Consider the following 18,852-nt stretch of genomic DNA (forward strand, 5'->3'; position numbering starts at 1 on the left):
TGTGTTGACGTGGCTGATGAATTGGTCAGTGGAACAGCTGTCGCTCGCCGCCTCGCAGCCGGCGAAGGGTATGCAAAAGGAGATTGTCCGCATCCCTGACGCGGGCGCTGGGAACGTCGTCGCGTGCCGGAGAGCTTCCGGCGCCACACGTCGTGCGTTCGCCGAGCGCCTCCGTCGCGGCGAGGCGTCGGCTTCGTCGGACGGCCGCTACTTCGGCGAGCTCGCTATGCTGGCAACTGCAATTGCAGTGCGAGGCGCCGCTTCCGCAGCAAGCGCCGGGCTCGGTCACCGGCACGATCGCGCAACCTGAAGCAAAGCCGTCAGGCAGCAACTGTGCCACGAGCTCTTGCGGCCATACGGCGACAAATTCCGCGCCGGCGGCGCGCAACTGTTGCTCGGAATGCATGCCCCAAGCGACGCCGATGGCGCGAACGCCGCATTCCACGGCATGACGAACATCGCCCACGGTGTCTGTGATGAGTGCGATTTGATCCGCGCGCGGAGCCTCTGGCTCATGGCCCTCCCGGTAAGCGGGCGTGCAATTGCGGCTGACCAGATAGGAACCGTCCACCAGAAAGCGCCGAACGCAGGCCCGCTTGTCTTTTTCGACATCGCCGCCGAATACGTGCGAGAAACAATGCGTCAGTCCTTCGCGATCCAATATGCGTCGGATGGTGGCGACGGAATTGGAGGATATCACGGCGAGTGAGCAGCTTCCGGCGAACGCCCGCACAACGTCCGCCATTCCCGGGACAAACTCTGGGTTGTATTCGCGTTGCAAGAGGTCAAGGAAATGCCGTGCCGCCTCTTCGGCTCGCCGCCCGTCGCCACAATGCTTCTGAAGCCCATGAAACATATTGTCTTCGAGGAGACGGAAGAATTCGGACTGGCTGTTGATGCCCAGCCCGAGGGCGGCGTTCGTCTTGGCGAAGACCCGCCACGACGCTTCCCGGGTCTGCACCAGCGTTCCGTCGAGATCGAAGAGGACAGCAAGCACCTCTTTCATCTCGCTTCTGCCATCCCAGCGCGGATACGGGTCTCCGGCGCCGCGTTCAGCGCGGTCAGCTGCGGCATCTCGAAGAAGTCCTGGATTTCCCCGTAGCCGGTCAGATTCTGGCAGGTCCACCGCGCCAAGGCGTTGAAGGACACCATGTTGGGCCAGCACTGCCAGGGAAAACTGGTCAGTCCCTTGCCGTGCAGCTTCCACTCCCGGTCACTGCTGTCGGTCAGGACAAGATCGACCTCATCGGCATACCGGTCGCGCGACCTCTTTGTCGTGCCGTAGGCCGCTTTCAGACCGAAGATCTTGCTCTTTTCGACCACATAGCCATGAGCTAGGGACAGTTCGCGGCCGTTCGTCTTCGGGTCGAAGCTGAAAATGACGTGGAAAGCGAGATCTTTCGAGAAGTGGGCGTGCAACCAGCTCATGTTGGGCGCGCCACGCTCGGGTCGAGGGCCCCAACTGTGATCCATGGTCGAGATGCAGTCGATCGGAAACGTCTCGCCGCGTATGGCGACCCTTCCCTTGAAATGTCCCGTCTGGTCGAAGTGACCGTTATAGGCCGTCCCCCAAGCGAACTTGCCGCCCTGTTCGGCTTCTTTGAGGGCTTTCGCCTTCATCGGGTCCATATCGGGATCGTGAATATCGAAAGGAAGCATGATCGAACGATAGTTAACGTCGATCAATGTGCCTTCGCCGTCATCATACCCGATGTGCCAATCCATATTCGGGCGCAGGCACTTGATGCCGAGCGAATTCTCGAGCTTGAACGCGCTGAGATCGCGCGGCTCAGGGATCGGCATCGACGCTCGAAGATCGCAGAAGTCAGCTTCCCAAGGGGTGTTGGCAAACCCGGAATTCATGCAGATCGTGGAGCTGACGATACCCAGGTTGGGACGAAACAGCGCGTAGACGCCGATATTGAGTTTCGCCTCGGCGTTGAAGAACCCAAAAAAGTTCGTCTCCGCCCAATTCGGGACGCCCGCGTCCGCCTTGTGAAAATGGACGTCTTCGTCTTGAATCATGCTATTCCTCCCTAGCTGGCGCTCTTGGCGGCACCCTCTGCGAGCACCGTCATCATCCGTATTTAAAATGCCCTTGCCATGGGCGTCCAAGATAAATCGGCCGGCTGTTTTTTATCCGGGCAAGAGAATGACGCCGCGCAGCTAGACCCCCTAGTGTTCACGAAAATGGCGTCAGTCGAGCGCCGACAATCGTGTCCAGGGAGTGCGCTATGGAGATCGGGCGTGTAGTCGGAACCGTTGTTTCCACGATCAAGTCGTCCGGCCTGAATTCCTACAAACTGCTCGTCGTAGCCCCCGTCGAAGTGGCAACGGATGCGGCTACGCCTGAGGGCGCCACGACTTATGTCGCAATCGATCTCGTGGGGACCGGTGAGGACGAGATCGTACTCGTGACGCGCGGAAGCGCTGCGCGCATTCCCGACGCTTCCAACGTACCGACCGATGCTGCGATCATTGCGGTGGTCGATACAGTTCAGATCGGCAGCAAGAATGTCTACTCGAAAGCATGACCGGCAAAATCGCCCGCCGAACAATACATCCCAACCAAAGCAAGGAGACGCTCAAATGAATACGACGCCAACGACCGGTCAACCGAGGGGAGCCCTCGGTCTTGTCGAGACCAAGGGGCTCGTGGGAGCCATCGAAGCGGCCGACGCCATGGTGAAGGCCGCCAATGTGCGGCTGATCGGGCGCGAACAGATCGGCGGGGGCCTCGTCACCGTGATGGTACGCGGCGACGTCGGCGCCGTTAAGGCCGCCACGGATGCCGGCGCTGCGGCAGCCGGCAAAGTCGGAGAAGTAGTTTCTGTTCACGTCATTCCCCGACCGCACGAGGATGTCGAAGGAATTCTCGGCAAGGGCTGACCGCCATCTCCCATCTGATTCTCAAAACTCCAATGCATGAGTGAGTCCATGGGCGTGGCAATGGATCTTGATTCCGATTTGGCGGGCTTGGCGGAGGCGCGCAACAAAGCGCGTCAAGCGCGGGCAGCCTTCCAAGCGTTCGCTGGCGCGGATCAGGAAAAAGTCGACAGCATTGTTCGGGCGATGGCGGATGCCGGCACGGCCGCTGCCAAGGAGCTTGCCCGAATGGCGGTCGACGAGACCGGGTTTGGCGTGTACGAGGACAAAATCCTGAAGAACCTCTACAATACCAAATTCGTCGCCGCGTCGATGCTCCCGATGCGGACGGTGGGAGTTCTGTGGGTCGACGAAGTCAACCGCATGACGGCCGTTGGGTCTCCGATGGGCGTGATCGCGGCCATCATCCCCGTCACAAACCCAACTTCCACGGTCCTATTCAAGTGCCTGGCGGCCGTAAAGTCGGGCAACGCCATTGTATGTGCACCGCACCCCCGCGCCGTGCGGTGCTGTGTCCGGGCGGCAGAGATCATGGCGGAAGCCGCAGTCAAGGCCGGAGCGCCCAAGGGCCTGATTTCGTGCCTTGCACTACCCACTATTCAGTCAACGGGAGAGCTCATGCGCCATCCCGACGTCTCCGTTGTGCTCGCAACCGGAGGGCCGGGAATGGTGCGTGCGGCGTATTCAAGCGGTAAGCCGACATTTGCCGTCGGCGCCGGCAACGTGCCCGTCTACATCCATCGGTCGGTCAAAGACGTGAAGGAAGCCGCGCTGATGGCTATCACGTCGAAGTCGTTCGACAACGGCACGGCATGCGTCGCCGAACAGTCCGTCGTGCTGGATGAGCCGATCGCCGACGCGGGTATCGCCGCGTTCGCAGCCCAAGGAACGTTTTTTCTGAACGAAGCGGATCAGAAACGTTTGGCGGAGATCATCTTTACCGACAAAGATGAACTCAGGCCGGAAGCGGTTGGCTTGTCGGCCAAAGAGCTGGCCCGTCGAATCAATGTTGGCGTTCCCGGAGACTGTAAGGTTCTCGGGGCGCAGTTGGCACAAGTAGGCCCACAGGCACCGCTGTCGCGCGAGATCCTCGGGCCCGTTTTGTCCTTTTACCGCACGGCAGACCTCGCGGCAGGGTACGAACGCTGCCGCCATATCCTCGCATTCGGTGGCGAAGGCCACACCCTCGGTCTTCACTGCGAGGACGATCAGGTCATCGCCACCATGTCGGCCCTTCGTGCCGGACGCATCGTGATCAATACGCCAACTCTGTTTGGCGGCATGGGCTATAGCTGCGCGACCGACCCATCGTTTATGCTCGGCACCGGCACCTGGAGTGGATCGATTGTCTCCGACAACGTCACGCCACTTCATCTGATCAACATCAAACGTATCGCGCATGAAGTGCGTCCGTGGCGCTCGCTCTATCAGGCGAACATGGGGATCTAGCCATGCTTGCGCGCGTCAAATCGAGCATTTCAGCGGTCAACCACGAAACAACGGCGTTTCTCGAATCGGCAGCAGCAACCTTTCGTGCTCCGTCCTCCGAAGCTCCGGTATCCTTCGGTGTGGATCTCGGGACTGCGACGATCGTTTTGACCGCCGTGGATGGAGCCGGGCGTCCAGTCTATTGGGATAGTCTTCCCTGTCAGGCCGTGCGCGACGGCGTCGTCGTCAATTTTGGAGATGCCGTCACCGCCGTCAAGCAGCTAAAGAGCTCGGCAACGACCGCATTGGGGGCGGAGATCGGCGCCGCCGCAACAGCGTTTCCTCCGGGCGTTCCAGAGGCCGAAGCTCGCGCGTGCCGGTATGTCCTCGAAAACGCAGGTATCACCTGCCGCCAGCTCGTCGACGAGGTGTCTGCCGCACGAGCGCTGCTGCGACTGGACAATGGCGCGATTGTCGATGTTGGCGGAGGCTCCACGGGTGTCGGCATCGTGGAGAACGGCACGATCATCGCCCTCGATGACGAGCCGGGCGGAGGTCATCACCTCGACCTCATCCTCGCCGGCGCGTTGCGAATTTCCGTTGAAGATGCTGAGGAACGCAAACGCCTCGGCAAGGAGGATTACTCTCACATCCTTCGTCCAGGCGTTGAGCGGATCGCGACCTCAATCCTCCGGCAAATCAGAGACCGCGACGTTCGCTCCATTCATCTTGTGGGCGGCGCGGTCCGGGTCCCTCACGCGGCATCGATCGTCGCTGCCTTCTGCGGAATTGAGACCTGGGCTTATCCACACTCAGAACTCGTCACTCCTTTCGGAATCGCAAAGAGCTAACCCAATGGATTTCCAACTGCGAACATACGCCTTCATCGACAGCATGCAGCCCCAGGCTGCCGCGCATGTCGCATCCACCTGTCAGGGGGATGTGCCTGTGGCCGGGATGTCTGAGCTTTTCATCGAGGTGGCACCCGGCAACGAGATCTTCCGGTGCGCCGACATTGCGCTCAAGGCGGCCGACGTGCGCCCGGCGCTACAGATCATCGAACGCGAGTTTGGCCTTCTCGAAATTCACTCCCGCACCCAATCGGAAGTGCTTGCGGCAGGTCAAGCCGTCCTCGACTACCTCGGTCTCAAGGAAGAGGACCGTGTGCGGCCGACGATTGCGTCTTCGCAATTCGTCACAAACGTCAATCCCTATCAAGCTCAGCTCATCAACAAGTGGCGCAAGGGCAATCTGCTATTGCCGAGGTCGAGCCTTTTCGTGCTCGAAGCGACGCCCGCGGCCTATGTAACGCTGGCCGGCAATGAGGCCGAGAAGGCTGCCAACATCAGCTTGATCGAAGTCCGCGCGGTCGGCCGGTTCGGCCGGCTGTTCATCTCTGGCACCGAGAGTGAAGTCGAAAGTGCGGCGAAAGCTGCGGTCGCCTCGCTGGAGGAACTGGGAGGAACGAAAGTATGAGCGTCGTTTCTGTTGCAGATGTCGAGCGTGCTAACGGCGTTCTCATCATATCTGCGAAGGATATTCTGACGCCGCTGGCGGCCGACCGCGCCAAAGAGCTGAACATCCGGATCGAACGATCCGGTTCGCTGCGGAGCGCTGCACCGCCTGCGGCGTCACCCATGCCTTCGATCCCGCTAGCTCCTTCGCGATCCGCCCCCGCGGCCAAACCCTCAGTGAGTCCCGGTTCGCTTCAGCTGGGCGCGCTCTCGGGCTCGCTTTATCGCCGTGGGGCACCTGTGCCCCCGCAAATGCGCGTTGGGGGCGAGCCGAATGCCGCTACGAACGACGATCGACCGCGGGCAGCGGTGATTGGCGCGGGGCATGTCGGGGCCACGACCGCGCTCCGGCTTGCTGAAACCTCTCTCTTCTCGCGCGTGGTTCTCGTCGATATCGTTCCCGGCCTTGCCGCCGGGTTGGCCCTCGACATGTGGCATAGCTCGGGGCTGCGAGGATTCACAACCCGCATCGAAGGAAGCACCGATCTCGCGGCGCTCGAAGAGGCGCGCTACGTCGTCATGACGGCTGGTCGCCCCCGTCAGCCCGGCATGAGCCGCACCGATCTCACGGGTGTGAATGCAGAAATCGTTGGAGGCGTCGCGGACGGAATTCGTCGTTATGCGCCAAACGCGGTGGTGGTCGTCGTGACCAACCCGCTCGAGGAGATGACCCATTTGATGGCCAAGCTGTCCGGGTTCGCCGCCAACAAGGTCATCGGGATGGCGGGCGTGCTCGACAGCGCACGCTTCTGCTCACTCATCGCGCTCGAGGGCGTCGCGAGGCCCCAGGATGTCGATGCGATCGCCCTCGGCAGCCATGGCGCCGAGATGGTCATTCCCCTAAGCCTCGCGACTGCGAACGGTCGACCGATCGAGACGTTGATCGCCAAGGATCGCCTGGCTGCCATCGTTGAGCGCGCACGGGACTCCGGCGCTGAGGTCGTCAAACTGCTCCAAAAGGGTAGTGCCTATTTCTCGCCAGCCGAGTCTGCTGCCTCGATGGTCGCAGCCATGGTGAAAGGCAGCAGCCCCATGATCGCGGCTTGTGTGCAATCGGGAGGAGCTTACGGCGTGGCGGACACGCGCCTGGGTCTTCCCGTCCGTCTGGACGCAAATGGTGTCAAGGAGATCGTCACACTCCCACTCCGTCCTGAAGAACAAGCTGCGCTAGCGGAAGCTGCCCGCAGCATCGCCAAACGCATTTCCGAATTGGGCTGATATGCGCGCCATTGTCTACCAGGGTCGCGGGACTGTCGCCTTGCAGGACGTTGCTCCGCCGCAGGTGGAGCAGCCTGGAGACGCTCTGGTACGCGTGGAATTGGCCGGCATCTGTGGCACGGACCTTCACGTGACTGCCGGCGACTTCGCGGGCATCCGGCCTGGTGCAATTATTGGCCACGAGTTCGTCGGCGAAGTCATTGCGGTCGGCGCGGCCGTGACACGGTTCAAGGTTGGCAACCGGGTGATGTCGTCCGACTTCACCGCCTGCGGTCACTGCCGTTGGTGCGACCGGGGCGACCATTGGGAATGCCACGAAAGGGCGTTCTTCGGCACAGGAACGTCTTTTGGCCCGGCGCTCCACGGGGCACAGGCGGAAATCGTACGGGTTCCCAACGCGGACACAACGCTGGGTTTGTTGCCGAAGGGGTGCTCCGATGAAGCCGCCATTCTTCTTGGCGATAACCTCGCAACGGGATGGGCAGCCGTCGAGCGGGGTGCTCTCCTGCCCGGAGAAATCATCGCTGTCATAGGAGGCGGCAGTGTTGGCCAGCTGGCAAGTCTGTCCGCGCAAGCAGCAGGAGCTGGCGCAGTCGTCGTTATCGAGCCCAGCGAGACCCGCCGCGCCTTTGCCCGTGCGAACGGGAGCCTTGCTACCTCGCCCAGCGAAGCCCGCTCGCTCATTGACAGCCTGACTGATGGTGAGGGGGCCGATCTGGTCGTCGAAGCCGTTGGAGCAGCCGTCACCCTGACCGGAGCTTTCGATCTCGTAAGAAAGCGTGGGCGTATCATCTCGGTTGGTGCCCATGCCACCGAAAGCTGGCCGTTTCCACTCGCCAAGAGTTTCGCAAACGAGCTCACGCTGGGCTTTGCGATCGGCGACTCGATCCGGCTTCGTCCCAGACTTCTGTCATTGATCACGACCGGCGTTCTCGACCCCACCGTTGTTGTGGATCGCCGGGTTGGATTTGCTGACGCCGTGCAAGCCTATGCCGATCTAAAGGCGCAAAGGATTCTGAAGGCCGTAATCGATCCTCGGATTTAGTCGGGCTGTCGTTGCGCGGTTGCCAATTAAGGCAAGTCAGAGCAAGCTCTTACGAGGGCCGCAGTCGTATTGCGTTGCACAAAATGGCCTCGCGAAGACGAGCCGTTGCAGCGCCACTCCGAGCCGCCTGGGAGGAGTATGCATGAGCAGGACCGCGCCGCTGGCGCACGTCGTTTTGGAGCCGCATCCCGCTTTACCGGTGGCTTTTTTGAAAGACGCTATTGGCACGCTTGTCAACGCGGCCGACCACGGCACGCAAGCGCTGTTTTCCGAAGCTCGTATTCTCTTTCGCAATCTGCTCTCCGCAAAGGACGTACGACTTCTCGTTCGTTCGGCTGGCGCCTGGCGAGAATGGGAGAGACTCAATGACGGCGCCGACGAAGCGTTGATCGAGAGCCTGCCCGACGCGGCAGACAGTGTGGTGATTTTCGAGAACTCTGCCTTTATCCCCGTGCAAGTGGCCCGCGTTGGCCTGCTTGCCGAGGGTGTTGGCGATCCTGCGGCGCTCAATGAAGCCGCCGCGGTCCTGTCCAAAGTCTTTGGGCTCGCTATCGCATCGAGTGAGAGTCAAACCGTCAATCCCGACAAGCTCGAAGCGATCCGCGTATTCCAGCGCGTTGCAAATAAGATCCTTAAAAGTCACGATTTGCAGGAGATCTTTCTTCAAATCACTCACGAAGCCAAGACCAGGCTGTCCGCCGATATCTGCGGCATCATGCTTCTTGAGGGCGACGCTTTGGTTATGAAGCGTTGCACCGGAAACTTTGCGGTCGAGACGGCGCGCCTGAGCATGAAAGCAGGCCAAGGCGTTGGAGGGAGGGTGCTGCAGACCCGGCAGCCCTGCTCGATCGAAGATTATGTTCAAAGCGAAATTATCAGCCGCGACTTCATGAGTCTCGCGCGCGCGGAGCGCGTCCGTTCAGCCTTGGCCGTTCCGCTTATGTCACAGGACCAGGTGATCGGAGTCCTAGAGGTCTGGAGACGAAAGCCGTCCACCTTCACGGCGCAGCATACGGCGGAACTCGCGACGCTCGCCAATCTTGCTTCCCTGGCCATCGAAAATGCGGCGCTGCTTGAAGCGCGCGAGTTAGCCACGCAAAAGCTGAAGGATGCCCACGCTGAGCTTCAGCAGCGCTACGACGTCATACGCAACTCCGCAAACCTGCAAGAAAGTCTGATCTCGACATTGCTCAACGGTGGCAGCCTGTCGGAGATCGCCCAACGGGCTCACGAGCATCTGCGTTCTCCGGTTCTGATCCTCGATAAGCACCTGGATGTTAAAGCATGCCATCCCTCCAGCTCCGTCACCGATGCGATTCTGCGCGCTATCCGTACCGGAATCTCGCAAAGTACGGGGTCGGATACGCGCCACAAGACCTTGACTTCAGGGACGCTCCGCTTCGCGTTCCAAAGTATCACGGCGGGATCGGAACTGATGGGCTGGGCCATTCTCATCGATCCAGAAATCGAAGACGAGAGCGCCCAACTCGCGATTACAGAGCTGTGTGTGACGACGGCGCTTCATCAAACCAAGGAGAGGGCGGCTGCGCGTGCTCTCACCGACAAGCTGGCCATACTGACGTGGGACCTGCTTGAAGGTCCGGATCACCTGCGTCAGCTCGCGCTCCAGCGAGCGAAAGAGTTAAATGCCGAGATTCCTGGAGAATACTGCGTTCTCGTATGCTGCGTGGACGGGATCGATAAACCTGGCAAATCCGGGTTGCTTACCGGCGGCGAAATTGAAGCTCGTCGCCGGTCGGTTGTGGAAGCCCCTGACCGATTGTCGTCCCGACATCTCGTTCGGCTGTCTGGGTTGCGGGGCAACGAACTGGCCCTCGTGGTCTCCACGTCCGATGCCGTGCGCGTCCGCGACTTTGCTCAAAGCCTTCTGGCGGAAGTCATGCGGCGCGTTCCTGGCTCGCTTGTCTATATCGGCCTAAGTCGGAGCTGTCGCGATCCTATGCTGATGCCGGATGCATGGAAAGACGCTCATATCGCGCTTGACGTTGCGCGCCAAAATCGCCAAGCGGCTGTCGTGGGCTTCGATGAAGTCGGCGTCGCCGGGCTTCTCATGAGTATGCGGGAAGGAGCCGACTTTCACCAGTTTGCGAAAGAAACCTTGGGCAAGCTTCTCAAAGAGAAGAGCCCGCAGCGAGACGTGCTCTTCCAGACCCTGCGAACGTTTTTCTCATGCAACTGTTCCCAGCAAGCTGCGGCCAAGGAGCTCCGCACCCATCAAAAAACAGTCGCCTATCGACTCGACAAGATCGAGCGATTGACCGGGCTCAAACTTGCGGCGTACGAGCAACGCGTCCTGCTCTATCTAGCGCTGCGGATGAATGACCTCATAGGATAGGTAATATCGCGCGAGAAAGAGATCGCGGCAGTTGCTGCCTGAAAGACCGCGCGCTTGTCTGCTAGATGAGGGGCGATATACTGAGCGTGATCCTGGCGCGGTTCGTTGCTGATCTCGAGTTCGGCGCAAACGCCGCACCGAGTTCCACAATTCAATTCCTCGAAGCAATAGGGCTTGTCGGCAAATCGCTTGCTTTTTCTCCCGGTTCGGGCGCGGGGGTGCGCTGCTGAAATGCGTCAGTTCATGCAGGACCGTGGAATAGAAACTCTCTTGCGGTGAGTTGGAAGTCGTCGGGGCCGGTGTTCAGCGTCACGCCTGGCAGCAAACCGCCCTGCGCAAACTGCTTCCGGCTCGCCGCCTGCTTCATCACGCCGGCGCGCGTGAGGTCGCCGCCGCGGCGCAGCACTTCCCCCGGTCGCCGTCCCAATCGGTCGACCGGCCTGCGCGCAGCGAACATCACTCACCACTGGTATTTGACAGTACCCTTTCCGGTATAGCTGCGGGTCGTTTTGGAGAACTCGCTCTCGAAGAAGTGCCTTTTGGCCCCTCGGATTCAGACGGTCGGATCTCTTCAATCGTCTTCGCGGCAAAGAGAGCGAGCGACCGTGCTATTCTCGTGTCAGCTAATGACCGCTCGTAACGGTTTGGTTGATGGTTCGATTCCTATCCGGCCCCGCCGCCGCGACGCCCGAAACATTTGGCCGCTTAAACGCAATTCGCAGATTGCGTAACCGCTTTGCCCATCACGAGCCAGTTCTCAAAAAACCCACCTTGGTACAATCGCACAACGAAACCATCGAAGCGATCGGCTGGATGTGCTGTGACACATCAGCTTGGGCAAAACATCACACGCGGGGCCGAAGGAGAGGCTAGTTGGTCCCTCGATGCTAGAAGTGGCTCAAACCGCTTCCTTCATCCCTATTCGAGCACCAGGGTCATACGGAGCTGCGGGAACTTGGTTTCTCTTTTGAGACGCGTCAATCGGACTTGACTTTCCCTATAATCGAACACATGTTCCGATTATCGGACATCACGGATGGGGAAAAATCCAGGTGGCGACGACGAAGACCACCCGCGAGACGTCTGCGCCCAGTGGCGACCGGAGTTTGTCGCTTCGCAAGGCGATCCGGATCTTGAGGACGTTCACCCACGCGTCTCCGGAAAAGTCTTTGGGCGAATTGGTCGAGGAGACCGGCTATCCCAGGACGGTCTGCTACCGCATGCTCTGCACCCTCGAAGAAGAGGGCTTTGTCGAGCGAAGTTCACGAACAGGCCTTTATCGACTAGGCCTTGACCTCTTCAGCTTGGGAAGCACGGCGATCACGAACACCGCCCTGCACACGGCTGCGACGCCGGTCATGCGCGCGCTGTCGCAGCAGACAAACGACACCGTTCTGCTCACGGTCGAGCACAACATGGAAGCGCTGTGCATCGAAAAGGTCGACGGAGACTTTCCCGTTCTCGCCAACGTCATGACCGTTGGAAAGACATTGCCGCTTCACTGCGGAGGAGCACCGTTTGTGCTGCTTGCAAACATGAACCTGGAACAGCAAGAGGAGATACTGCGCGGCCCACTGCCGGCTCGAACCGCGGCGACCGTGACTGACCCGCGAAAGATCCGATCGAGACTCGCCAGCGTCCGCGCCGATGGATACGCGATCGGTGACGAGGATGTCGCCGAGTTCGTTGTCGCCATCGGCGTCCCGATCTTCGGGCCGGGTTCAAAGCTCGCCGGGGCGCTGAGCATCGGCGGCCTCAAGAAGCGATATTCGGCGGAGCATCTGAGCAAGGTCAAATCGCTGACGCTCGCCGCGGCAAGGGAAATTTCCATCCGCCTCGGCGCGGAGAAGCAATAAGCGAAACGCCGGCGCGCGAGGGCCGACCGACGCCACAAAGGGAGCCTGTGATGTCCTATCAAAATCGATCCTTGGCACGCGGCTTCGATGTGCTCGAATGCATTAGGCAGAGCCCTCGCCCGCTCCGCATGGTCGACATTGCCGATAAAGTGGGGCTGCATACGGCGACAGCCTATCGCATGCTCGCCGTGCTGACGCAGATGGGTTATATCAAGCGCGACCAGCGCGACCGCTATGTGCTGAACTACAGGATATTCCGTCTCGCCAACTCGACGCAGCGTTCCCAGCTCCTTCGCGACACCGCCAAACCAATCCTGCTGCGACTGGCGCAGGAGGTGAAGGGGGCGATTCAACTCGGGGAACTGCTGGGCGAGGATGTCGTGATCCATGAGCGCATCCTGACCAACAGCGGGGATCGCGATGTCCGGGAAGCGTTCAAGACTTTGCCGACGGCCGCGCACGCCAGCGCAATCGGAAAGCTGTTGCTCGCTTACCGCGGCGACAAGCAGTTCGCCACGACGTATCAAAACCGCCTCTTGCGGCAATTCACCAGCCACACGATCACGGATCCGAGGTTCCTGCAGCGCCACTTCTCCTACATGAGGAGCAAGAAAGGATGCTGCGATTTCGAGGAGGCGATCCCCGGCGTTGCCTCGCACGCGGCACCGGTGTTCGATCAGGAAGGCACCGTCGTCTGTGCGATCGCGGTCTCGGACTGGAGTTCGCGGATCAATCGCGACACACTGCCCCAGATCGCACCGAGGCTCCGCAAGGCGGCTGACGAAATCGGCAAACTGCTCTAGCCGAGTGGGCGGCCTCAAGCAGCCTTCCCCGCTCCCCGACGTGTTCGCAGAGGCCTAGACGCCTGCGCGGTCCAGCACCGGACGCTGATCGACGATCCATTCTGCCTTCAGTTTCTTTGCAAACAGCCTGCCCTCGATCGTCTCGATGCTCTCCACGGCAATCGAATCGGCGCGCAGCTCGATCTGGGTCTTCAACGCGCCCTGAATCCGCTCTCTCACCACGGCTTCGTCAGCGTCCGCAGCGATCGCGATGCTGACGTCGAGAAGATCACGCGACGTCGCATCGCCGGCCACTTCCTTGCGAAGCACGACCTGGTAGGTGCGGACCTCCGGGACGCCGCGGACGGCATCCTGCAGCGCGACGTACTCGACACGTGTCCCTCTGACCTTGGTGAAATCGCGCTCCACCCGCCAGATCGGCGTTCGCAGCCTTGGCATCGTCAACCTGCAATGTGGACATTCGTCCCACACCATTCCCCCGCTCACATAGTCACCGGTCCAATAGCGAAGGATGGCGGTCCCGCGCCAATCGATATGGCTCCAGACGAACACACCGGGTTCGCCGAACGGGACGGGCTCGCGCGTTTCGCGGTGCAGGATCTCCGGATAGAAATATTCGGGGTCAAGGTGGAGCTTCGAGCCCTCGCGGCACTCGAAGAAGCCGCCCGCCCGTAGTTCGGTCGAGCTCATCCCCTCGAGTACGGCCACGTCGTCAGACCCGATCGATGCGAATAGCTCCTTAAGCAGCTTCCGATACGGCTCCGTCAGCGGCTCGCCGACGCACATCGCGAGCTTTATCTTCTTCAGAGGCTTGATCCACCCGTGGTCGAGCAATCGTTTCGCGCTCCTGAGCCAGTGCGTCAGATAGGAGGGCAGCGCCAGAATTGCGGTGCCCCCCATCTCCGCAGCCCATTCGATCTGACGTTCGGTCGGCATCACTTTGCCGCCAAACGTGTTCAGGTTCGGCTGAGCGTTCATGTACGGAATTAGCATTGAGGCATAGATGCCAAGATGCGGCGCCGCCGGCAGCAGGTTCATCCAGACGTCCTGCGGTGTGATCAGCCCGTTGAGCTGATAAAGCCACGCACCGGATCGCTCCATCAAGCGCAGGTCATGCGCCGTGTACCCGGTCGTGATCGAGCGTCCCGTCGAGCCACCCGACAACTGAAAATGGATCGGCTGCCATTCGCGCAGGAACTGTTCCTGAACGCGCTCGCTCTCGGGGCGCAGTCCGAACACGTCGCGCGTGGACGGCGTCTCGGCCGCGCTCCGATAGGCTCGCAAGTGAGCGGGGGTAAGCTCTTCGACACCAGAGGCGGACGCCTCGCCTGGATAGGCAGGCATGACGGTGAGATCAGCGAGATTTGCGACGATGTCCTCCTTGAAGGTCAGCGGCACCGCACGCCTGAAATCACCGTAGGATCGCAACGCCGCGGGATCCACGCCCCTTCGCTGTAACACCTGGCGATAGTACGGCGAGTAAGGATAGATGACATCGCGAACGTAGGTCAGAAGACGACTCAGCGAGATGGCCTGCTGTTCGTCCGGATGGCCGTTACGGTAGGGATACGACACCATGACTTAGCTCTTCTTGACCAATGGGCACTCGCTTTCGGACAATGGACGAAACGCCACCTCGGCCGGTATCGTGTAGCGCACGCGCGCCACGTCCCATCCTCCCTTCGACTCCGACGGGCTCTTCGCCTCCAGCAAATAAGCCGGGTGGATCTTGCGGCCATCCGCCCGCACCAAGCCGGGGCCAAAGACCGCATCGTCGGTCGGAAGCTCCTTCATCTTGGCAGCGACTGCCAGGCCCTCATCGGTACCCGCCGCCTTGACCGCTTTCAGATAGTGCAGGATGGCGGAGTAGGCGCCGGCGTTGACCATGCCCGGAATGCGTCCATCGCGACGCTCGCCGAACTTCCTGGCCCAGGCGCGCGTCTGGTCATTGAGATCCCAATAGAATGTCTCGGTAAAGACTAGCCCCTTTGCGACATCGAGGCCGAGCGAGCTCACCTCCACGACACTCACGAGCAATCCCGCCAGCTTCTGCCCGTTGTCGGCGATGCCGAACTCGTGCGCTTGCTTGATCGCATTGGCCGCGTCGGCGCCCGCATTGGCCAACCCGATGATCTTGGCCTTGCTACCCTGCGCCTGCAGGAGAAAGGACGCGAAATCGGACACATTGAGAGGCGCCTTGACCGAGCCGAGTACCTGGCCGCCATTCTCCGCAATGACGCGCGTCGTATCGCGCTCGAGCGCATGGCCAAATGCGTAGTCGGCCGTGATGAAAAACCACGAGCCGCCCCCGCTCAGCGTGACCGCTTTCCCGGTGCTGTTTGCCAGCATCCAGGTGTCGTATGTCCAATGCAGCGTCGTCGGCGAGCACGCCTTGCCCGTCAGGTCCCCGGTCGCGGGCCCGGATGCCAGCACGATCTTGCCGCGCGTCCGCGCCACCTCGTTGACGGCAAGCGCGACCGCCGAATTGGGTACGCCGACGATGGCATCGACGCCGTCCACGTCGAACCACTTGCGGGCGATCGCGGCGGCCACGTCGGCCTTGTTCTGGTGGTCCCCCGAGATGACGACGATGGGTCGATCGAGCACCTGGCCGGCAAACTCGTCAACCGCCATCTGGGTTGCAACGACATCGCCCTTGCCATTGGTCTCCGCGAACGGACCCGAGAGGTCGGTCAGCACCCCGATCCGAACCGCATTGTCCGAGACCTGCGCCCACGCGCCGGCCTGAAGCGCCAGATACACGGCAATCCCGACGAGAGCCTGCATCAACTTCATTGTCACTCCCTCTTCCCCCCACTTTGTTGACTCGGATCGACGCTAAGCCCACGAAAGTGCAGCTTCACGCATTGGGTGCGCTGGTTTTCACCCGATGAAAACCGGCCGCCGATCGCCGATCAGAAGCCGACCTTCTCAGCTCCCTTGAGCTGAAGAATCCGGCGCGCGTCATCGGGCGTCGCAACACGCCGCCCCAGCCCCTCGACGATCTTGCGCGCCCGCCTGACCTGCTCCGCGCTCGATTCCGCGAGTTGGCCGCGCCCGATCCAGAGCGAGTCTTCCAAGCCAACCCGCAGATTTTCCCCCATCGCCGCCGACATTGCGGCGATGTTCATCTGGTGACGCCCCGCGCCCAGCACGGACCACCGATAGTCCGCCCCGAACAACCGGTCGGCTGTGCGCCGCATGTGAAGGACATCCTCCTGATGCGGGCCAATGCCGCCGAGCAGACCGAACACCGACTGCACGAACAGTGGCGGCGTCACCAGCCGGCGGTCGAGAAAATGCGCTAGGTTGTAGAGATGGCCGATGTCGTAGCACTCGAACTCGAAGCGCGTTTCGTTGTCGCGACAGGTTTCCAGGATGTATTCGATGTCGCCGAAGGTGTTCTGAAACACCAGGTTGCGCGTGTTCTCGAAATGATCGCGCTCCCAGGCATGCTTGAAGTCCTTGTAGCGGTCGGCGAGCTGAAAGAGCCCGAAATTCATCGATCCCATATTGAGAGACGCCAGCTCAGGCTTGAAGCTCGCAGCCGGCTTGACGCGCTCCGCAACCTTCATGTACGGGCTGCCGCCGGTCGTCAGGTTCAACACCGCGTTCGTGCGCCGCCTGAGTTCCGGCAATATCCGCGCAAACGCCTCCGGCGTCTGCAGAGGCTTGCCGACCTCAGGATCGCGCGCATGCAAATGAATGATCGCGGCGCCCGCTTCGGCGGCCTGCACCGCCTCCTCGATGATCTGTTCCGGTGTGATCGGCAGGTACTGCGACATCGTCGGCGTATGGATCGCACCCGTCACCGCGCACGTGATGATAGCGTTGGCTTCAGTCACGTTGCAGCTCCAGTCGAGCGCGCCGTCAGTATGATTTTCCCGATCGCTTCTCGCCCGAGCAGGGTGTGCATGGCGCTGATCGTGTCGCTCAAGGGAAAGCGGTGTGACACATGCGCGGTGATCTGGCCGCTGGCAGCGAGCTCAAGGAGTTTTGCGTTCAGGCGGCGTATACCGTCGTGATCCTTGCCCATGCCCCAACCGCCATAGAAGACCCCGACAATCGACGCATTCTTCAGCAGCGGCAGGTTCGTCGGCAGCACCGGGATCCGCCCGCTTGCGAAGCCCATCACAAGAATTCGGCCCCACATGTTGATGCAGCGGACACTCTGATCGAAGATGTCGCCGCCGACGACGTCGAGGATGACGTCGGCACCTCTGCCTCCGGTCAATTCCTTGACCCGATCCCTGAAATTCTCGACCCCGTAGTTGATGACCTCATCAGCGCCGTTGCCGCGAACCGCCCCCACCTTGGCTTCGCTTCCAACGGCCGCAATTACCCGCGCGCCCAGCAATTTGCCGAGGCATATCGCGGCCATGCCGACACCGCCGGCCGCGCCGGTGACGACCAGCGTCTCGCCGGCCTGCAGATGTGCCCGCTCCACGAGCGCGTACCAGGCGGGACTGTAAGTCAGGCGATAGGTCGCGGCCTGCTCGAGATCCATTGTCGCCGGCACGCGTATCACCGTCGTGGCCTCGGTGACGATTTCCTCGGCGTAGGCGCCGTAATAGTTGAGGAAGGAGACGCGATCTCCGACCTTCAGGCCCGTGACCTCGCGTCCGACCTCGATGATCTCGCCGGCGCCGCAGGAGCCCGGCGTATACGGAAGCTGTGGCTTCAGTTGATACAGTCCACGCGCCATCAGGATATCCATGAAGCCGAGACTGGCGACATGAATGGCAATGCGCACCTGCGTTGCGCCCACGACCGGACGCTCCACCTTCTCGAACGCGAGGCCAGCGATGGGCCCGAATTCCTTGCACACGATCGCTTTCATGCGGAAATTTCCTTGGTGACTTGCGATGCGAGCCCTGCAACGGGGTTGCGCCGGGCGAGCGGGCCGCGATGATGCGCCTCGATGGTCAATACGGCTCTGCGAGCTTGAGCTGCTCGCGCAATGCATCTGCCCGGAGCCGTAGTCCATATAAGGGACCACCGAGCTCGAAGATGAGCGCGCGCTTCAAGCCGCCGGCACGAACCGGGATGAAGCCGATGTCTTGCGCCAGCCTCTCGACAATCGCGATGGCCTCATTGTCATCGCCGGCAATCAGACAGGGCCATTCACCGGAACCCGGTGCGGTCTCCGGCAGCGTATTGCCATCCGGCTGCCGCAGGCCCGGCACCTCGGCAATGCCGCGCCGGCGCAGCTCCTGTGTCAGCGCGATGTCGGGAATTGTGCTGAACGCCTTGACGATCCGCGCCTTCGGCAGCCAACCCGCCATCGTCTCGGCAACCGAGGTCGATGCCGCAAGACCGGTGTCCCGCCCGACATATCCGGGAGCATACGGGTTTATGGCGTCGATCACGAGCTTGCCGCTGAGATCGCCCACACTCCGCAGCACGTCGGTGATGCCCCACCACGGCACCGTCACGAGCAAGACGTCGCAGAGACCGGCGATCTCGGAGGATGCCACGGCGCACGCGCTGTTTCCGATCCAGCGAGCGGCGGCGCGCGATCGCTCCGGATCGCGAGCGCCTGCCAGGATGACTTCATGCCCTGCGAGCGCCCAGAACTTGCCAAGTGCAACGCCCATCCTTCCTGGCCCAACAATACCGATCCTCATCACGTGACCTCTCGTCTTCGTCGTCGCCAGCGCGACATCCATTCAACTGCGTGCTGCCCTGTTGATGGCAAGGCTGGTGAGGATTGGCATAAGGAAAATGCGCGCGTTCTCACGCCGTG

The 18,852-nt window shown here is 61.2% G+C and carries 18 protein-coding genes and 1 pseudogene; 10 read left to right on the forward strand and 9 right to left on the reverse strand.

Annotation, left to right across the window (positions count from 1 at the left end):
• Nucleotides 1-25 precede the first annotated feature (25 nt).
• Nucleotides 26-1,006, reverse strand: a complete 981-nt coding sequence (locus tag ACVIYL_RS07475) for an HAD family hydrolase (protein ID WP_456778134.1) — start codon at nucleotides 1,004-1,006, stop codon at nucleotides 26-28.
• Nucleotides 1,003-2,025: a DUF7064 domain-containing protein gene (locus tag ACVIYL_RS07480; protein WP_456778135.1), complete on the reverse strand. Its 1,023-nt coding sequence runs from the start codon at nucleotides 2,023-2,025 to the stop codon at nucleotides 1,003-1,005. Before ACVIYL_RS07480 ends, ACVIYL_RS07475 begins: the two co-directional genes overlap by 4 nt.
• A gap of 209 nt (nucleotides 2,026-2,234) precedes the next feature.
• Here ACVIYL_RS07480 and ACVIYL_RS07485 point away from each other — a divergent pair, with 209 nt between their 5' ends.
• The 8 genes from ACVIYL_RS07485 (at nucleotide 2,235) to ACVIYL_RS07520 (ending at nucleotide 10,447) form a co-directional block, all read left to right on the forward strand.
• Entirely contained in the window at nucleotides 2,235-2,534 is a 300-nt protein-coding gene (locus tag ACVIYL_RS07485; RefSeq protein ID WP_310884840.1) for a EutN/CcmL family microcompartment protein, read from the forward strand.
• A 55-nt stretch (nucleotides 2,535-2,589) separates the two neighbouring features.
• Complete coding sequence (gene pduA, locus ACVIYL_RS07490; RefSeq protein WP_310884841.1) at nucleotides 2,590-2,889, forward strand: propanediol utilization microcompartment protein PduA; 300 nt, start codon at nucleotides 2,590-2,592, stop codon at nucleotides 2,887-2,889.
• A 48-nt stretch (nucleotides 2,890-2,937) separates the two neighbouring features.
• On the forward strand, nucleotides 2,938-4,335 hold the full coding sequence (locus ACVIYL_RS07495; RefSeq protein ID WP_456778136.1) for an aldehyde dehydrogenase family protein: 1,398 nt from the start codon (nucleotides 2,938-2,940) through the stop codon (nucleotides 4,333-4,335).
• A 2-nt stretch (nucleotides 4,336-4,337) separates the two neighbouring features.
• The gene (eutJ, locus tag ACVIYL_RS07500) at nucleotides 4,338-5,165 is read left to right on the forward strand and encodes an ethanolamine utilization protein EutJ (protein WP_456778137.1); all 828 of its coding nucleotides are present in this window, start codon (nucleotides 4,338-4,340) and stop codon (nucleotides 5,163-5,165) included.
• Between the two features lie 4 nt (nucleotides 5,166-5,169).
• Nucleotides 5,170-5,790 carry a BMC domain-containing protein gene (locus ACVIYL_RS07505; protein WP_310884844.1) on the forward strand — a complete coding sequence of 207 codons (621 nt, stop codon included), beginning with the start codon at nucleotides 5,170-5,172 and terminating at the stop codon, nucleotides 5,788-5,790.
• Nucleotides 5,787-7,046 (forward strand): malate dehydrogenase, encoded by a 1,260-nt coding sequence (locus ACVIYL_RS07510; RefSeq protein ID WP_456778138.1) that lies wholly within the window; start codon nucleotides 5,787-5,789, stop codon nucleotides 7,044-7,046. The genes ACVIYL_RS07505 and ACVIYL_RS07510 overlap by 4 nt, the downstream gene beginning before the upstream one ends.
• Nucleotide 7,047: 1 nt before the next feature.
• Complete coding sequence (locus ACVIYL_RS07515; protein ID WP_456778139.1) at nucleotides 7,048-8,091, forward strand: alcohol dehydrogenase catalytic domain-containing protein; 1,044 nt, start codon at nucleotides 7,048-7,050, stop codon at nucleotides 8,089-8,091.
• A gap of 142 nt (nucleotides 8,092-8,233) precedes the next feature.
• Nucleotides 8,234-10,447 (forward strand): helix-turn-helix domain-containing protein, encoded by a 2,214-nt coding sequence (locus ACVIYL_RS07520; protein WP_456778140.1) that lies wholly within the window; start codon nucleotides 8,234-8,236, stop codon nucleotides 10,445-10,447.
• On the opposite strand, the gene ACVIYL_RS07525 is transcribed toward ACVIYL_RS07520, so the two are convergent.
• The gene (locus ACVIYL_RS07525) at nucleotides 10,411-10,602 is read right to left on the reverse strand and encodes a hypothetical protein (protein WP_456778141.1); all 192 of its coding nucleotides are present in this window, start codon (nucleotides 10,600-10,602) and stop codon (nucleotides 10,411-10,413) included. The two genes, ACVIYL_RS07520 and ACVIYL_RS07525, sit on opposite strands and share 37 nt — an antisense overlap.
• Before the next feature lie 125 nt (nucleotides 10,603-10,727).
• A pseudogene (locus ACVIYL_RS07530) lies at nucleotides 10,728-10,856 on the reverse strand (ABC transporter substrate-binding protein); the annotation flags it as partial.
• Nucleotides 10,857-11,499: 643 nt separating this feature from the next.
• On the opposite strand from ACVIYL_RS07530, the gene ACVIYL_RS07535 reads away from it, so the two are divergent.
• Both ACVIYL_RS07535 and ACVIYL_RS07540 read left to right on the forward strand, forming a co-directional pair.
• Nucleotides 11,500-12,303 (forward strand): IclR family transcriptional regulator, encoded by an 804-nt coding sequence (locus ACVIYL_RS07535; protein ID WP_456778142.1) that lies wholly within the window; start codon nucleotides 11,500-11,502, stop codon nucleotides 12,301-12,303.
• Nucleotides 12,304-12,353: 50 nt separating this feature from the next.
• Nucleotides 12,354-13,106, forward strand: a complete 753-nt coding sequence (locus tag ACVIYL_RS07540; RefSeq protein ID WP_456778143.1) for an IclR family transcriptional regulator — start codon at nucleotides 12,354-12,356, stop codon at nucleotides 13,104-13,106.
• A 54-nt stretch (nucleotides 13,107-13,160) separates the two neighbouring features.
• On the opposite strand, the gene ACVIYL_RS07545 is transcribed toward ACVIYL_RS07540, so the two are convergent.
• The 5 genes from ACVIYL_RS07545 to ACVIYL_RS07565 all read right to left on the reverse strand — a co-directional run bounded on the left by ACVIYL_RS07545 (nucleotide 13,161) and on the right by ACVIYL_RS07565 (nucleotide 18,775).
• Nucleotides 13,161-14,684 carry a phenylacetate--CoA ligase family protein gene (locus tag ACVIYL_RS07545; RefSeq protein WP_456778144.1) on the reverse strand — a complete coding sequence of 508 codons (1,524 nt, stop codon included), beginning with the start codon at nucleotides 14,682-14,684 and terminating at the stop codon, nucleotides 13,161-13,163.
• Nucleotides 14,685-14,687: 3 nt separating this feature from the next.
• Complete coding sequence (locus ACVIYL_RS07550; RefSeq protein WP_456778145.1) at nucleotides 14,688-15,902, reverse strand: ABC transporter substrate-binding protein; 1,215 nt, start codon at nucleotides 15,900-15,902, stop codon at nucleotides 14,688-14,690.
• A gap of 119 nt (nucleotides 15,903-16,021) precedes the next feature.
• On the reverse strand, nucleotides 16,022-16,951 hold the full coding sequence (locus ACVIYL_RS07555) for a 3-keto-5-aminohexanoate cleavage protein (protein ID WP_456778146.1): 930 nt from the start codon (nucleotides 16,949-16,951) through the stop codon (nucleotides 16,022-16,024).
• Complete coding sequence (locus ACVIYL_RS07560) at nucleotides 16,948-18,093, reverse strand: NADPH:quinone oxidoreductase family protein (RefSeq protein WP_456778147.1); 1,146 nt, start codon at nucleotides 18,091-18,093, stop codon at nucleotides 16,948-16,950. Before ACVIYL_RS07560 ends, ACVIYL_RS07555 begins: the two co-directional genes overlap by 4 nt.
• A complete protein-coding gene (locus tag ACVIYL_RS07565; RefSeq protein ID WP_456778148.1) occupies nucleotides 18,032-18,775 on the reverse strand; it encodes an NADPH-dependent F420 reductase in 744 nt (247 codons plus the stop codon). The genes ACVIYL_RS07560 and ACVIYL_RS07565 overlap by 62 nt, the downstream gene beginning before the upstream one ends.
• Between the last annotated feature and the right edge of the window lie 77 nt (nucleotides 18,776-18,852).

The sequence above is a fragment of the Bradyrhizobium sp. USDA 3315 genome, from assembly GCF_054056795.1.

Excerpts from the sequence above, each read along its gene's own strand:
- ACVIYL_RS07475 (WP_456778134.1), bottom strand. The coding sequence starts at position 1,006 with ATGAAAGAGGTGCTTGCTGTCCTCTTCGATCTCGACGGAACGCTGGTG.
- ACVIYL_RS07480 (WP_456778135.1), bottom strand. The coding sequence starts at position 2,025 with ATGATTCAAGACGAAGACGTCCATTTTCACAAGGCGGACGCGGGCGTC.
- ACVIYL_RS07485 (WP_310884840.1), top strand. The coding sequence starts at position 2,235 with ATGGAGATCGGGCGTGTAGTCGGAACCGTTGTTTCCACGATCAAGTCG.
- pduA (WP_310884841.1), top strand. The coding sequence starts at position 2,590 with ATGAATACGACGCCAACGACCGGTCAACCGAGGGGAGCCCTCGGTCTT.
- ACVIYL_RS07495 (WP_456778136.1), top strand. The coding sequence starts at position 2,938 with ATGGGCGTGGCAATGGATCTTGATTCCGATTTGGCGGGCTTGGCGGAG.
- eutJ (WP_456778137.1), top strand. The coding sequence starts at position 4,338 with ATGCTTGCGCGCGTCAAATCGAGCATTTCAGCGGTCAACCACGAAACA.
- ACVIYL_RS07505 (WP_310884844.1), top strand. The coding sequence starts at position 5,170 with ATGGATTTCCAACTGCGAACATACGCCTTCATCGACAGCATGCAGCCC.
- ACVIYL_RS07510 (WP_456778138.1), top strand. The coding sequence starts at position 5,787 with ATGAGCGTCGTTTCTGTTGCAGATGTCGAGCGTGCTAACGGCGTTCTC.
- ACVIYL_RS07515 (WP_456778139.1), top strand. The coding sequence starts at position 7,048 with ATGCGCGCCATTGTCTACCAGGGTCGCGGGACTGTCGCCTTGCAGGAC.
- ACVIYL_RS07520 (WP_456778140.1), top strand. The coding sequence starts at position 8,234 with ATGAGCAGGACCGCGCCGCTGGCGCACGTCGTTTTGGAGCCGCATCCC.
- ACVIYL_RS07540 (WP_456778143.1), top strand. The coding sequence starts at position 12,354 with ATGTCCTATCAAAATCGATCCTTGGCACGCGGCTTCGATGTGCTCGAA.
- ACVIYL_RS07545 (WP_456778144.1), bottom strand. The coding sequence starts at position 14,684 with ATGGTGTCGTATCCCTACCGTAACGGCCATCCGGACGAACAGCAGGCC.
- ACVIYL_RS07550 (WP_456778145.1), bottom strand. The coding sequence starts at position 15,902 with ATGAAGTTGATGCAGGCTCTCGTCGGGATTGCCGTGTATCTGGCGCTT.
- ACVIYL_RS07560 (WP_456778147.1), bottom strand. The coding sequence starts at position 18,093 with ATGGACTACGGCTCCGGGCAGATGCATTGCGCGAGCAGCTCAAGCTCG.
- ACVIYL_RS07565 (WP_456778148.1), bottom strand. The coding sequence starts at position 18,775 with ATGGATGTCGCGCTGGCGACGACGAAGACGAGAGGTCACGTGATGAGG.